The sequence below is a fragment of the Vibrio sp. TRT 1302 genome (assembly GCF_050113875.1).
GTDB lineage: Bacteria > Pseudomonadota > Gammaproteobacteria > Enterobacterales > Vibrionaceae > Vibrio.
This window is the reverse complement of the sequence record NZ_JBNJOF010000001.1, coordinates 512,242-526,605: the sequence shown is the minus strand read 5'-3', so window position 1 is coordinate 526,605 and position 14,364 is coordinate 512,242. Positions and strand designations below refer to the sequence as shown.

Here is a 14,364-nt window from a genome sequence, read left to right as displayed (position 1 = left end):
TATTAAGATGCAGACTAAAGAACGTATTTTTCACGCAGTATCCTTTGAGGCACTCGCCCTAGCGATCATTATCCCAGTGACGTCCTTGATTACTGGAAAAGGAACCAGTGACTTAGCGTTGGTAGGGATTGGACTGAGTCTTTTTACCGTGATTTGGAATTACGCCTACAACATCGCATTTGATCGGCTCTGTGCTGTTCCCCGCCAACAACGAACGTTCCGAGTACGCTTGCTGCACACCTTCGGTTTTGAAGGTGGGCTGATTTTTATTACGGTGCCGAGCATTGCATGGTTTTTAGCCATTGGGCTTCTAGAAGCGATAATGTTGGAAGCAGGGTTTCTCGTGTTTTTCTTTTTCTACGCGACTGGATTCAACTGGTGTTATGACCGAGTGCAACCCTATAGATGGTTAACAGCAAGAGTTTAGCGCAATACGGAGAGCGTCCTATTATTAAAGAGTGTCTTACCCGTCTTGGTGGAGACCTAGATAAGTATGAAGTGGCTGCTCCTTGTCTGTCTGTTACTCTATTCCTTGGCGATTCAACCCGCACCGAGGGTGTATATGACGTCGCTAGACTGGCCGCCATATTCTGGTGAGTCATTGCCTGACAATGGATTCTCAGTGGCTATTGCCCGAGCCGCTTTTTCGGCAATGGGGTATGAGCTGGTGGTTGAATTTAAACCTTGGGTACGGACTGTCGCTTTAGCATCGAAAAAAGATCAGTATATCGGTTATTTTCCTGAGTATTATTTTGAAACCAGTGAGTTTGTCTTTTCTGCCCCCATAGGTAGTGGTCCATTAGGACTGGTGGAGAATGTTAAGTGGCCTATCTCTTGGAGCCAACTTGAAGACTTGCAGATGTTGCGAATTGGAGTGGTTCAAGGGTACATCAACACAAAACAGTTTGATGACATGGTCAGCCAAGGTTTAATTCAGGTCGAAGCCTCTGCCAATGACACTCTCAATATCCACAAAGTGGCAAAGGGACGATTAGATGCCGCAGTCATTGACGCGAACGTTTTAGATTATTTAATCCGTATCGACCCGCGTGAGAAGATGCTGTCGAAGATGATTAGGATGAACAGTAGGATGTTGGAGAGTAAGTTGCTCTATCTTGCATTCAAAAACACGCCAGAAGGGAACAACTGGCGTGCTATCTTCAATCAAGGTCTAGAGAAGATCGATGTTGAGGCAATCATAGAACAATATAACCAGACCCAACTGCTCGGGGTCACATTGCCCGCCTCAGAGCAAGGTATGCAAGAAACTAACTAGAAAGTACGCGCAGTGCTTTGTCTGCGTGTTCAGCCATTTCAATACCTTCGTCAGTTAAGTAGCCACCATCAGGAAGTGTACACAACCCTTTCTCATATAGGCGCTGTACAGCCGCCTGCATCTCTTCAGAAGCGTCATGGTGAACTTTAATACCGGTTGCAGCACTACTGATATCAAACTGAAGCAAGAGATTAAGTTCAGCCATATGGTCAGGCGTAAATTTCATAATTAATTCCTTATCGAACGTACTGGATTCAAGGTAATCAGGATGATGTGAATCGGCAACTCAATGAGTTGAGAAATGTTATCCAAGCCTTACTTTAATAACAGGATAGAACGAAATTGGTTATCTGCTGTGCAATCGAAGAGAGACTAGATCAGAATCAAAGAATTATCTGCTAAGCGGAATATTGGGTATTCAGTATCAGGGACAATCTCCCTAATGTTAGGGATTTCAAGATCTAATATGATCTTACTACCAAATACTCCACGCACTTTCTTGAGACAAGTTGTGCTATTACTTGCGCTCCCTTTCAATACGGGAATACGCTGCATCTTACGCAATGCTCTGATTCACGTACATGGCAGGCGAAATGGGTCGCTATACTAATGTCTAATAGCCAACAAGCATAATAAAGTTTGTTATTATGAATATTCAAACTAAAACAATGAATAGCTCTCTACTTTAGTAGTAATTGATGTTTAAGTTTATGATTTTAAATGCTATTTACAATTGATTTGGTGAGCATTTATCTAAATTTATCTTTGTATTAGCCTTAGTTTTCATGAGGTGAAAAAGATTTTGTCTACTTGAATGATTTAACGCTTGAATTTGATCACAATTCACGTAATTATCCGCGCCCACTAACCCATATGTTGCAAAATGTTTCCCGATGATAAATCTCAATCAGTTTGATTCATTATTACCTCCTCAAATGGCTGAGCGTGCGGCAGAAATTGGCGTAGGCAAAGCAACGAAAGATCCTGTTAAATCATTCCTATTGGCGATCTCCGCAGGTATCCATATTGGTATCGCATTTGTGTTCTATACCATAGTAACAACAGGTGCAGGTGACCTGCCTTGGGGTATCACACGACTGCTGGGTGGCCTTGCCTTCAGTTTAGGTCTGATCCTTGTGGTGGTGACGGGTGGGGAGCTGTTTACCAGTTCTGTTTTGACCTTAGTGGCGCGTGCCAGTGGCAAGATTACGTGGAAAATGCTGTTTAAGAACTGGCTGGTTGTCTACGGTGGAAACCTTATTGGCGCCTTGTTGCTTGTCGTTTGTATGTTGATGACCAAACAGTACATGTTTGACCATGGTCAGGTTGGCCTTAACGCAATGGCGATTTCCCAGCACAAGCTACATCACACGTTTTTATCCGCTGTTGCTTTGGGGGTAATGTGTAACGTACTAGTCTGTGTCGCTGTATGGATGACCTTTAGTGGACGTACACTTACCGACAAAATTGCGGTGATGATTTTGCCTGTCGCGATGTTCGTATCTGCCGGATTTGAACACTGTATTGCGAACATGTTCCAAGTGCCAATGGCTATCGGCATCAAGTATTTTGCTCCAGCTGAGTTTTGGCAAATGACGGGGGCGAATATTGCTGATTATGCCGACCTGAACATGATCGATTTTATTACTAACAACCTAATTCCAGTGACACTAGGCAACATTATTGGCGGCGGCGTGTTTGTCGGAATGTGGTACTGGTTGATCTATCTGAGAGACTAACCGCATATCTCTTGATAAAAGGCTCACATTTGTGAGCCTTTTTAGTAGCAAAACAGCTTATCGATATTCGACACCCAGCCATTCATCTAACGCCTGAATCTCTCTTGGCTCATCTTTTAGCCAGTCACGAAAATCACTATTCTCACTATCCGTATTGGTAGCGTCACTGCCGTTGAAATACATTACTTTATCCCTCTAGTAAGTCCTGAGTGACAACCTAAGCGGGTCAGATGACAAGATTATTACGTTGCGTGAATTAAATTTTATGCGCATGAATGCAAAGAAAATTTTTTATTGACGTCTCTGTAAGCTCTGGATAGACCAGTTGTAATTGATGTATCACCACGGTTATCCACAGAATCTGTGGATAAGATCTAACATCCCATTGAAACGACTTACGAGATCATTCGGTAGATGGGATGTGAACCAGTATACGTCCTTCCTTGCTAATACAGTTTCTCACCGTCAGCTTGAGCGCAGAGACGATAGAAATCGTCATCATCACAAAGATCGCAACCATGATCATTAACTGATATTTAATGGCGATGATAGGACTTGCACCGCCCAAAATTTGTCCAGTCATCATTCCCGGTAGGGTAACCAAACCTGTCGTAGCCATTGTGGCAATGGTCGGAGCGAGTGAACGACGAATCGCATCACGCACAAAGGGCTGAGTAGCGTAATGTGGGGATGCGCCTAAAGACAACGCGGCTTCGTATTCACTACGACGAGTGTCGAGTGCTGAGAAAAAGGTCTGCATAGAGACGATATTACCACTCATAGAGTTACCCAAAAGCATACCTGCAAGGGGAATTAAATATTGAGCATTAAACAGCGGGATGGGTTTGATGACCAACAACGTGATAATTGAAAGTATCGGGAAAAGCCCCACAACCAAACCTGTGGTGATAGGCAGCATGAGCCTAGAGGCGGGCAATTTGGCTTTACTAATGATGGCACTGGAACCTATGAGCAACATGAGTATCAGCCACAGTAAATTTACAATTAAGCTATTGATAGTAAATAAGTATTCAAGATAGATGCCGACCAGTATAAGCTGCAATGTCATACGTGCCACACTGATGAAAATATCCTTACCTAGATCAAGCTGGTAGTAGTGGTCGCAAAGTAGTGGGATAACTAACAAACTAAAAAATATCGCCAAAACCAGCCAATCAATGTCTATAACACTGCCCATAATTTTCCCTCAATTAGCCCGTCGCTAGTTTATCAGACTACAGAACAACCTCGCCTTGTCTTGAATTCGGTAAACATAAGAAAAAGCACTCATTTTAGCTACATTACCGTTACAAATGGGCTAAGGTTAGCACGAGAAATGTGTGCCTCTAAAGTGGTATATGTTAACAATCGTTGACTAAATGATGCGCAAAATGAGTGGTTTTAACAACTTGTTTACTGTTAACAATTTTTCATATTTAGGCGCATATTGACACATCAGAATGCAATTAAACACAACTCTGGATGAGCTCAAAAAAGTGTTGGATAACAAGGGCAGAACGTCCGGAATTGATTGAACCCTACTAAGAGTATGGTCTAACATTTCTCTTTAGAGATTGTAAAAAAACTTTAGCTTATTCGATAAAGCTAACCAATAACACTAGATACAAAATAGGCAAATGTATGAGTGATGTTAATAAAATCGAGAGTGGTGAAAAACGCTCTCTGGAGTGGAAGTCATTCCTCTTCATCGCGGTTGTTCTCTTCCCTGTTTTAAGTGTGGCGTTCGTAGGCGGTTACGGATTCCTAGTGTGGATGCTGCAAGTATTCTTTATGGGTCCTCCAGGTGCTCATGGCATGTAGGCCAATGAGCTCAATTCCACATTTTTAAAAAGATTTTAAGAGAGCAAAACATGAAATCATTGATCATTAAACTGTGGCGTACCATGACACGCCCTGCAGTTCATATCAGCCTAGGTGTGCTGACTATGGGCGGCTTTATTGCGGGTGTTATCTTCTGGGGTGGCTTTAACACTGCTTTGGAAGCGACTAACACTGAAGAGTTCTGTGTCAGCTGCCACACCATGCGTGACAACGTATACGTAGAGCTTCAAGAAACCGTTCACTGGAAAAACCACTCTGGTGTTCGCGCGACTTGTCCAGATTGTCACGTACCACACAACTGGACTGACAAAATCGCTCGTAAGATGCAGGCTTCAAAAGAAGTGTTCGCTCAAGTATTTGGTAACTACGATGAACCAGGAGTATTCGAGGAGCGTCGTATTGAACTTGCTAAGCACGAGTGGGATCGTTTCTCTGCGAACAAATCGCTAGAGTGTAAAAACTGTCACAACTACGAATCTATGGACTTCGAGCAAATGTCTCCGACTGCACGTATCCAGATGAAACAAGCAGCAGAAAAAGATCAAAGTTGTGTTGACTGTCATAAAGGTATTGCTCACAAGCTACCAGCAGGTATGGACAGCATTGGCGGTATCGTTGGTGATTTAGAAGCATTGGCATCCAATACTAACTATGGTGTTGGTCAGTCACTAGTGAGTGTTCGTCACTTGCCAGTTTACTTCGATGCTGAAGGTACTCAAGAAGCGGGTCTACTAAACCCTGCATCTACGGTTAAAGTGATAGCAGACAAAGGTGACTTTGCTGAAATCGAAATCGATGGCTGGCGCAAAGCGAAAGGCTTTGGTCGCGTGATTCAAGAAGATTTCGGCAAAAACATTGCCGTTGCTTCACTTCTTAAAGAAGCATCAACAGACAACAACGTGGTGACAACAGGCGAGAAGCGAGTTGACGAACTAACGGGTCTTCCTTGGGAGAAAGTGGCTGCGAAAGTATGGATTAAGAAAGAATCTATGCTGAACGACATCACTCCTGTGTGGGAAAAATCGAAGGAAGCGTACAAGACAAACTGTTCAGTCTGTCATACACAGCCAGCTGAAGCGCACTTTGATGCCAACACATGGCCTGGTATGTTTGACGGTATGCTTGCGTTCGTTAACCTAGATACAGATAGCGAAGCACTTATCCTGAAATATCTACAGAAGCACTCTTCAGATTATGCTGAAGGTCACCACTAATAAGCGTCGGATGGAGTAATTTAAATGGCTATTACACGAAGAAGTTTTCTTAAAGGCGTTGCAACGACAAGTGCGGCGTCAGTAATCGGTCCGAGCTTGTTAGCGTCTGCTTCTGCAAACGCAGCTGAGACCGTGGGCACTTGGAAAGTGACAGGTTCACACTGGGGCGCGTTCCGCGCCCACATCTACGCGGGTAAAGTTCAAGAGATCAAGCCGCTAGAGTTAGATAAGAACCCAACAGAGATGCTTAACGGTATCAAAGGCATTATCTACAGCCCATCACGTGTGCGTTACCCAATGGTACGTCTAGATTGGTTGAAGAAGCACAAATACAGTGCGGAGACACGCGGTAACAACCGTTTTATCCGAGTGACTTGGGACGAAGCGTTAGACTTGTTCTATCGTGAGCTAGAGCGCGTACAGAAAGACTACGGTCCATGGGCTTTACACGCAGGTCAAACGGGTTGGAACCAAACTGGTTCGTTCAACAACTGTACAGCACACATGCAACGTGCGGTTGGCATGCATGGTAACTACATCACTAAAGTGGGTGACTACTCGACTGGTGCGGGTCAAACCATTCTGCCGTACGTTCTAGGTTCTACCGAGGTATACGCGCAAGGTACATCTTGGTCAGAGATTTTAGATAATTCTGACAACATCATCTTGTGGGCAAATGACCCAGTGAAAAACCTACAAGTAGGTTGGAACTGTGAGACTCACGAGTCATACAAGTACTTGGCTCAGTTGAAAGAAAAAGTCGCTAAAGGTGAGATCAACGTTCTGTCTGTTGACCCAGTTAAGAACAAGACTCAACGCTACCTAGAAAACGACCACCTGTACATTAACCCAATGACAGACGTTGCATTCATGCTGGCTGTTGCTCACGTGCTTTACAACGAAAACCTTTACGATAAGAAGTTCATTGAGACTTACTGTCTAGGTTTCAACGAGTTTATTCAGTACGTTCAGGGTGAGACAAAAGATAAAGTTGTTAAAACTCCTGAATGGGCAGAGGAAATCTGTGGCGTTAAAGCAGACAAGATTCGTGAATTTGCTCGTATGCTGGTTAATGGTCGTACTCAGATCCTTATGGGCTGGTGTATTCAACGTCAAGAACACGGTGAGCAGCCTTACTGGGCAGCGGCTGTTGTTGCAGCTATGGTTGGTCAAATCGGTCTACCTGGCGGCGGTATCTCTTACGGTCACCACTACTCAAGTATCGGTGTGCCATCGACTGGTTTTGCTGGCCCTGGTGGTTTCCCACGTAACCTTGACCAAGGTATGAAACCGAAATGGGACAACAACGACTTCAATGGTTACAGCCGTACTATTCCGGTTGCACGTTGGATCGACTGTCTATTAGAGCCTGGTAAAGAGATCAATTACAACGGCGGTAAAGTTAAGCTACCAGACTTCAAGATGATGGTGATTTCGGGTAACAACCCTTGGCACCACCACCAAGATCGCAACCGCATGAAGAAAGCATTCAAAAAGCTTCAAACTGTGGTCACGATTGAGTTTGCTTGGACAGCAACGTGTCGTTTCTCAGATATCGTACTGCCTGCTTGTACGCAGTGGGAACGTAACGACATCGACGTGTACGGTTCTTACTCAAGCAAAGGTCTGATTGCTATGCACCGCTTAGTGGATCCTCTGTTCCAATCTAAGCCTGACTTCCAAATCATGAGTGAGCTGACTCAACGTTTTGGTCGCCGTGACGAGTACACTCGTGGCATGAGCGAAATGGAGTGGATTGAGAGCCTTTACAACGATTGTCGTGATGCCAACAAAGGTAAGTTCGAAATGCCAGAATTTGCAGAGTTCTGGGAGAAGAGCGTACTAGACTTTGGTGAAGGCCAGCCTTGGGTTCGCCACGCAGACTTCCGTAAAGATCCGGAGATTAACCCGCTAGGTACTCCATCAGGTTTCCTAGAGATTACTTCTCGTAAGATCGGTCGTTACGGCTATGAACACTGTCAAGAGCACCCAATGTGGTTCGAGAAGACAGAGCGTTCTCACGGTGGTCCTGGTTCAGACAAACACCCGTACTGGCTACAATCGTGTCACCCAGATAAGCGTCTTCACTCTCAGATGTGTGAATCGGAAGAGTTCCGTGCGACTTACGCGGTTCAAGGCCGTGAACCTATCTACATCAACCCTGCTGATGCGAAAGCAAAAGGCATTAAAGATGGCGATTTAGTTCGTGTATTCAACGACCGTGGCCAACTTTTAGCGGGTGCAGTTGTTACAGATAGCTACCCTCGTGGTGTTGTTCGTATCGAAGAAGGTGCTTGGTATGGTCCTCTGAACGAGAAAGAGGGCGCAATCTGTACTTACGGCGATCCAAACACATTGACTATGGACATCGGCTCATCTGAGCTTGCTCAGGCAACATCTGCGAACACATGTATCGTAGACTTTGAGAAGTTCACTGGCAAAGTACCGCCAGTAACCTCATTCGGTGGTCCAATCGAAGTGGCTTAATCACGTCGAACAGATAAAAATACCAGCCAATAGGCTGGTATTTTTTTGCTCGTTTTTTGACATTTAACGTTTATTGTTCAGCCCATAGCGTGTTTTTAGGCTCTGTAATTCTTGTGCGGCCTGTCGGTCGAAGTATTTGTTTAGTGCCTCGACAATTTGTTCTGCTTGTGGGTGGCTCTTGCGTACCGCAGCGTACAAGGGCGTCGAGTCGAGGTAAACGTCGCTAAAAGCGAGTTGTTCTCTATCTATCCCCATTTCTTTAATCGTCCATTCTCCTACCACTTCATCGGTAACCAAAGCATCAGCTCTTTCAGTGAGGACAAGGCGAATGCTGTTCGGAAGGTCGATCGATATAACTGGCTCCATTTGGTCATACTCAAGTAGATTTCCCGCATAGGCGTAACCGTTAATCAGAGCAACGCGCTTATCTTTAAAGCTCTCTAAGGACTTGAACTTGAAGTTGCTCTTTCGCAACGAAACAACGGCCATTTGGCTATACATGTAAGGCTGCGTAAACAGAAAGGTCTTTTCTCGCTCCTCCGTTTTCCATATTGCGATAATGACGTCGTTTTTGCCTTTGATGGTCTCTTTGAGAATTCTTGCCCAAGGCTTCTCGGTAAATTGAACTTTGTAACCTGAAGAGGTGAGAGCCGTAACGACCATGTCATGGGCGATGCCTTTGCCGATGGGAGAATCCATGATAAACGGAGGCCAAGCTGTTTGGGCTGCATGTAAGGTTTCTGCAGCAGTGGAGCTTGCCCATAGACTCAATGTGATGCAAACGGTGAGCTTAAGACGGCTTGTAAACAAAAGGGTTACTCTTTATTGACTGTACTTTTGAGTTTAGTCGACACGTGTGAAGCGAAAGAGTTTTTCTTGATTGTCTCATTGGCTGAGAAAATGAATTAATTATTTTTGAACTTTACTAACCCATTAGTTTTTAAAATGTTTAGATAAAAACTTACAATTATTGTGATCTTTATCTAAATTTATCGCCGTTAATGACTAAAAGGTGCACTATTTTTAGCTTTTGTTAGATTTTTAACGATTGCGCATTATGATTTCTTAGTTCTTTTTCGATTGTTTTATTTGTTAATTATCAGCAGGGCGAATAGTTTCTGCCATCAGAGCGAGCAGATGGTGTATGACGCTCATAAATAAAAATATATAGGAACAAATAAAAATGAAAAAGACAGTATTAGCAGTAGCACTTTCTCTTGTTGCTGGTTCAGCGTTCGCTAACGATGTAAACCAAGATGTATCTGAGCGTGCACGTGAATCAATTATCGACCTTATCCTATCTGGTGACGAGTTCTCTGTAGGTGGTCAAGTGGCAGTTGGTGGTTATTACCAAGAAGGTCGTTACGAGAAAGACGAGAATGGTAACAAAACTGATAAAAAGCAAGAATTCTATAACGGTGGCGTAACGGGTTTTGACCTATTCGTAAACTACCAGAAAGGTAACGTTCTTGGTCAATTCGCGGGTGAATTTGACCTAGCTGATGACTATTCTTCTATGGACGCAAACTTCACTGTGATCGACGCTTGGGTTGGTTACAAGACTGGTTTTGGTGTTGCGACTATCGGTTACGCAAATGATTCTGCGCTAGATGCAGTTGACGGTGCAGCAGACCTAACAATTGAATTCGGCGCTTCAGCTTCTGATGCTTCAGATGTAAACCAAGTGGTTAAGTTTGAAGGTATCAAAGAAGGCTTCAAATACGCGATTTCTTACTACGGTGACCGCGAAGCAGACGCGACTGGCCAAAAAGGTTTCAACGGTTACGTTGGTTACCAAAATGACAAGTTCCAAGTTAACGCTGGTTACGAAAACAACGACGAGAAAAACAGCAAAGACGGCATCGAGCAAATCATGCTAGTTAATGGTGTGGTTAACTTTGGTGATATCGCGATTGGTGCAAACGTTGCTCAACATGAAAAATTCAACGGCGACGACTCAATGCTGTACAGCGCATCTGCTGGCTACACTATGGATAAACTGTACCTAGCAATCGGCTACGCACACCAAGAAGGTTACGCTGCGAATGACTTCGATACGCAGTACACTAACTTCGGTGCGTCTTACCAAATCACTAACAAGCTTTCTACGCTAGTAGATTTCAAAGTTGACCTAACTGACGAAAACGGCAACGATGATCTAGAAGCGTTCTTCAAAGTTGCTTACGACTTCTAATCAAGTTTAGGCTCTTATTTTTACGGCCTGCATTGCAGGCCGTTTGTTATAAAGCAGGAAGCTTTGCGCAATAATCCACTGCCTTTTTGCCCTCCGGAGATGGAGGGCTGTTTCGTTTCTACCGATAAAATAGTTAGCTTGGACACCATTGCCGTACTTTGTTTGTTAGCGCGAGATTTTGGCATGTTTGCTGATTGCGATTAATCACCTGACAGGTATTGAGTCTCTGCGCGACACGACTGTCATTGCTTAAATGACAGAAGCCTAAAATCTTACGGGTGGTATAGACGGGATTGGCGATAAAGTCTTCATAATGGATCGTTAGCGCATTGACCCCACAATATTCCATTTCCCTTCGGGTCGTTTCCAATACCTTATTAAGTTGAAAAGCAGTACCTGCAACGGGATCGTGACGGATCTGTTGGTACGTTTTTAACTCCTCACTTGAGTAAGCCCCTTCCCACCATAGCTGTTTGGCTCCCTGTTGCTGCCAAAAAGGCACATTCAGCAGTGAATTCACTGTTGCACAAGGATCTCTCACGACGTTGATAAAATACGCATCGGGAAACAGGCTGTGCAGATATTCAATTCGTCCAGGGCCGGTCAATTTCAAGCCGAGACGAGGCTTTCCTTGCAGCATCAGCAACCGGGCGAAGGCACGATGAATATTTTGTCTCTCACGACTTGTAGCGCGTTTGTTGATAAGAAAGTTGCGGCTAAAATCGATGTCTGATCGAGTCTGTTTTTGCCAGAAAGACCAAGCTTCCGCGGGACGTGGAATTAAATGGTTGAATGGCATTGTCTTATTCAATTGGGCTTTAACACCATGAATAAGCCAATAGTCGTTATTAACGCATCGAGACAGTAGCGCCAATACAGGAAGTGATGGATACCACTCTGTGTAGTTACTTGGCCCGCCGAGTTGTCGATGCGCTAGAACAACTTCAGAGATAATGGTTGAGCCCGAGCGACCAGGGCCAATAAATATAATTGGGTTCGCAATTGATTTCATGAGCCTGTCCTAAAAGTGATCTGTTTTCCATATCAAGCAAGTGTTAGACCATAGAATTAATCTCGTTATATCAGTTAGATATGTAAAATTTATTGCTGTGTTTTTAAAATGCATATCAATTTGAAACTTGGACTGAAGCGATAAAAATCCGAAACGTGATGAGAGTACGCTTTTGTACTGTTGATGAAATGGACAATAAAATAGGCGAGTGCTGTAATGGACGGGTTCCAGTTTTCTTCAGAGTATTGATATGGCCCAGCAGTTAGAACTTGCCAATGGTCGCAAAGTCCTAGTCCCAAGTTACCAAATTCAAATCACCCAAAATCAAAATCAGCTTTCATTCTCTTTCCAGGGTCTGAGCAATGACAAGTTTGATGAACGGTTCTTACTGTGCCAGACGGAATTCAATTTTGAGCGCAGCGCTGTATTGCTGGGGGATGGCTTTCAAATGCTGGCGCAAACCACGGGGACAGTGGATGAGCCAATCGACATTGGGCGTTGTCCTGATAATAGCCTGAGCTACCGTATCTACCCGAGCAGTGCCAATAAACGTTATTACAACTATTTGGTGATTGAAGATTCTCAGGGCTACAACTTGTTTGGCTTTACGTCATGCCACCGCTTTGCGGGCTATTTTGAGATTGAAGAGTCTGAATGCGGTCTGATGATCAATGCGTATTTGGATGGAGAAAACACTTATCCACTGGATTGGGCGACCAACCAGTTAGAGTCTCTTGTCTGCTTACAAGGCGAGTCACTGTCTCGTCTATATAGTGACTTTACTGATTTGATTGCACAGCATCACACACCAAGGGCTGGCGTGACAAAACCTTCGCCTATCGGCTGGTGTTCTTGGTATGCCTATTATGCGGAAGTGAACCAACAAAATATCTACGACAATCTAGAAAAGATGCAGGGCAAACTTGGTCAACTAGATTACGTTTTGCTTGATGATGGGTATCAGGCTTTTATGGGAGATTGGCTAACCCCTTCTGACAAGTTTCCGTCGGGAATTAAAAACGTTATTGCTCGGATTAAATCGGCTGGGAAAAAACCAGCAATCTGGTTAGCGCCTTTTATTGCTCAGCCAGAGTCAGAGGTTTTCAAAAACCACCCTGATTGGTTTGTACGTCATCAAGATAATAGCCTGCTCAAAGCCGATGATGTAACCTATGCTGGTTGGCGATGTACGCCTTGGTACATTCTCGATACGACTCACCCAGAGGTTCAGGCTCACTTGACCCATGTTGTTAAAGTGATGAGAGAAGAATGGGGAGTGGAACTGTTTAAGCTTGATGCAAACTATTGGGGCACGCTCAAAGGCAAAAGAAGCCAGAGCGGAGTAACTGGCGTGGAAGCCTATCGTCTTGGGATGGAAGCGATCGCAGAAGGTGTGGGTGATGGTTTGATCTTAGGCTGCAATGCGCCGATGTGGCCATCTATTGGTCTGGTGGACGCGATGCGGGTCTCTGATGATGTTGAGAGGAACGAACGTCGCTTCGAACAGATCGCCAAAGAGACTTTCTATCGCAGTTGGCAGCACCGTAAGCTTTGGCAGTGCGATCCAGATTGTGCCACGTTTGTTTCTCTTGCTAATCAAGCCGCAGAAAGACAAAGTTACGAGTTCCACCGTGACGTTTTACTCGCCTCTGGCGGCCTATTACTATCAGGCGATCCGTTAACCGAACTGACCCCTTTTGCTCAACGTTCGTTAAGTAAACTGATGCTAAGGCACAAACACTGTCAGGAAGCGGCGCGCTTTACTGCGTTAAATCTCCATCACGCTTATTTACCTCTGACAGATAGAAACGAATTACACTGTCTGTTTAATTATCAGCAAGCGGCACGTGACATCACTCTAACGGCGGATCAACCTGTCTATTGGTACGACTACTGGAGCGGAGAGAAGTTGGTGGTAGAGCCAACCCCCGTCATTGAAGTGAGTCTTGAGTCAGGCTTATCAAGCCGAGCGATAATTACCTCGATATAGCACAAAGAGTGCTTTAACATGTGTCACTGAACAAAAAAACATATCGATTAGGTATCAATGTCAGTAATACTTGGTATTGACCCTGGCTCTCGAATCACGGGATACGGGGTCATACGTCAAAATGGTCGCCACCTCCAATATCTTGGTAGTGGATGTATACGCACCTCAGAAAAAGAACTTCCGGGGCGATTGAAGCAGATTTACGCCGGAGTTTCAGAAATCATCACTCAGTTTCAACCGGACGTTTTTGCCATTGAGCAAGTCTTTATGGCACGAAACGCTGATTCAGCATTAAAGCTTGGTCAAGCTCGTGGTAGCGCTATTGTGGCTGCGGTTAATGCTGAACTGCCCGTTTATGAATACGCGGCAAGATTGATCAAACAAGCGGTGACAGGAACGGGCGGGGCAGACAAAGAGCAGGTTCAGCATATGGTACAACAGATGTTGAAGTTACCTGGTCGTCCGCAAGCCGATGCTGCCGATGCTTTGGGCGTGGCAATTTGTCATGCCAATACCAATAAAACCCTGATTGCGATGGCAGGAAAGGCAAGCAGTGCCCGTCGAGGTCGTTATCGATAGACCTCGCACTGAGTGATGGTCATTGCATTAA

At 44.5% G+C, this 14,364-nt stretch carries 14 protein-coding genes; 9 read left to right on the top strand and 5 right to left on the bottom strand.

What is annotated here, in order from left to right; translation table 11 throughout:
* The first annotated feature begins 7 nt into the window (after positions 1–7).
* Together ACQEXP_RS02470 and ACQEXP_RS02465 are read left to right on the top strand one after the other, a co-directional pair.
* Positions 8–427: a PACE efflux transporter gene (locus tag ACQEXP_RS02470; protein ID WP_426967945.1), complete on the top strand. Its 420-nt coding sequence runs from the start codon at positions 8–10 to the stop codon at positions 425–427.
* 66 nt (positions 428–493) lie between these two features.
* Positions 494–1,276: a substrate-binding periplasmic protein gene (locus ACQEXP_RS02465; RefSeq protein WP_426967944.1), complete on the top strand. Its 783-nt coding sequence runs from the start codon at positions 494–496 to the stop codon at positions 1,274–1,276.
* Here the strand turns inward: ACQEXP_RS02465 and ACQEXP_RS02460 are convergent.
* Positions 1,269–1,502: a TIGR02647 family protein gene (locus ACQEXP_RS02460; protein ID WP_138972437.1), complete on the bottom strand. Its 234-nt coding sequence runs from the start codon at positions 1,500–1,502 to the stop codon at positions 1,269–1,271. The genes ACQEXP_RS02465 and ACQEXP_RS02460 overlap by 8 nt on opposite strands.
* A 670-nt stretch (positions 1,503–2,172) precedes the next feature.
* Here ACQEXP_RS02460 and focA point away from each other — a divergent pair.
* On the top strand, positions 2,173–3,015 hold the full coding sequence (gene focA / locus ACQEXP_RS02455; protein WP_269377350.1) for a formate transporter FocA: 843 nt from the start codon (positions 2,173–2,175) through the stop codon (positions 3,013–3,015).
* 57 nt (positions 3,016–3,072) lie between these two features.
* Here focA and ACQEXP_RS02450 read toward each other — a convergent pair whose 3' ends face one another.
* Together ACQEXP_RS02450 and ACQEXP_RS02445 are read right to left on the bottom strand one after the other, a co-directional pair.
* A complete protein-coding gene (locus ACQEXP_RS02450) occupies positions 3,073–3,198 on the bottom strand; it encodes a hypothetical protein (RefSeq protein WP_426967942.1) in 126 nt (41 codons plus the stop codon).
* Between the two features lie 220 nt (positions 3,199–3,418).
* Positions 3,419–4,213 carry an ABC transporter permease gene (locus ACQEXP_RS02445; protein ID WP_426967940.1) on the bottom strand — a complete coding sequence of 265 codons (795 nt, stop codon included), beginning with the start codon at positions 4,211–4,213 and terminating at the stop codon, positions 3,419–3,421.
* Between the two features lie 443 nt (positions 4,214–4,656).
* On the opposite strand from ACQEXP_RS02445, the gene torE reads away from it, so the two are divergent.
* From torE to torA, 3 genes are read left to right on the top strand one after another with little or no spacing between them, the layout of a single operon-like run.
* The gene (torE, locus tag ACQEXP_RS02440) at positions 4,657–4,836 is read left to right on the top strand and encodes a trimethylamine N-oxide reductase system protein TorE (RefSeq protein ID WP_138972439.1); all 180 of its coding nucleotides are present in this window, start codon (positions 4,657–4,659) and stop codon (positions 4,834–4,836) included.
* A gap of 50 nt (positions 4,837–4,886) precedes the next feature.
* Positions 4,887–6,071: a pentaheme c-type cytochrome TorC gene (torC, locus tag ACQEXP_RS02435; protein ID WP_426967938.1), complete on the top strand. Its 1,185-nt coding sequence runs from the start codon at positions 4,887–4,889 to the stop codon at positions 6,069–6,071.
* A 24-nt stretch (positions 6,072–6,095) separates the two neighbouring features.
* A complete protein-coding gene (torA, locus tag ACQEXP_RS02430; RefSeq protein ID WP_269377199.1) occupies positions 6,096–8,558 on the top strand; it encodes a trimethylamine-N-oxide reductase TorA in 2,463 nt (820 codons plus the stop codon).
* Positions 8,559–8,621: 63 nt separating this feature from the next.
* On the opposite strand, the gene ACQEXP_RS02425 is transcribed toward torA, so the two are convergent.
* A complete protein-coding gene (locus ACQEXP_RS02425) occupies positions 8,622–9,368 on the bottom strand; it encodes a substrate-binding periplasmic protein (RefSeq protein ID WP_426967936.1) in 747 nt (248 codons plus the stop codon).
* A 373-nt stretch (positions 9,369–9,741) separates the two neighbouring features.
* On the opposite strand from ACQEXP_RS02425, the gene ACQEXP_RS02420 reads away from it, so the two are divergent.
* Entirely contained in the window at positions 9,742–10,752 is a 1,011-nt protein-coding gene (locus ACQEXP_RS02420) for a porin (RefSeq protein WP_426967934.1), read from the top strand.
* A gap of 133 nt (positions 10,753–10,885) precedes the next feature.
* Here the strand turns inward: ACQEXP_RS02420 and ACQEXP_RS02415 are convergent, their stop codons facing one another.
* A complete protein-coding gene (locus tag ACQEXP_RS02415) occupies positions 10,886–11,764 on the bottom strand; it encodes a sulfotransferase family protein (RefSeq protein ID WP_426967932.1) in 879 nt (292 codons plus the stop codon).
* Positions 11,765–12,014: 250 nt separating this feature from the next.
* On the opposite strand from ACQEXP_RS02415, the gene ACQEXP_RS02410 reads away from it, so the two are divergent.
* The gene (locus ACQEXP_RS02410; protein WP_426967930.1) at positions 12,015–13,754 is read left to right on the top strand and encodes a glycoside hydrolase family 36 protein; all 1,740 of its coding nucleotides are present in this window, start codon (positions 12,015–12,017) and stop codon (positions 13,752–13,754) included.
* Positions 13,755–13,811: 57 nt separating this feature from the next.
* Positions 13,812–14,333 (top strand): crossover junction endodeoxyribonuclease RuvC, encoded by a 522-nt coding sequence (gene ruvC / locus ACQEXP_RS02405; RefSeq protein WP_269377204.1) that lies wholly within the window; start codon positions 13,812–13,814, stop codon positions 14,331–14,333.
* Positions 14,334–14,364: the final 31 nt, after the last annotated feature.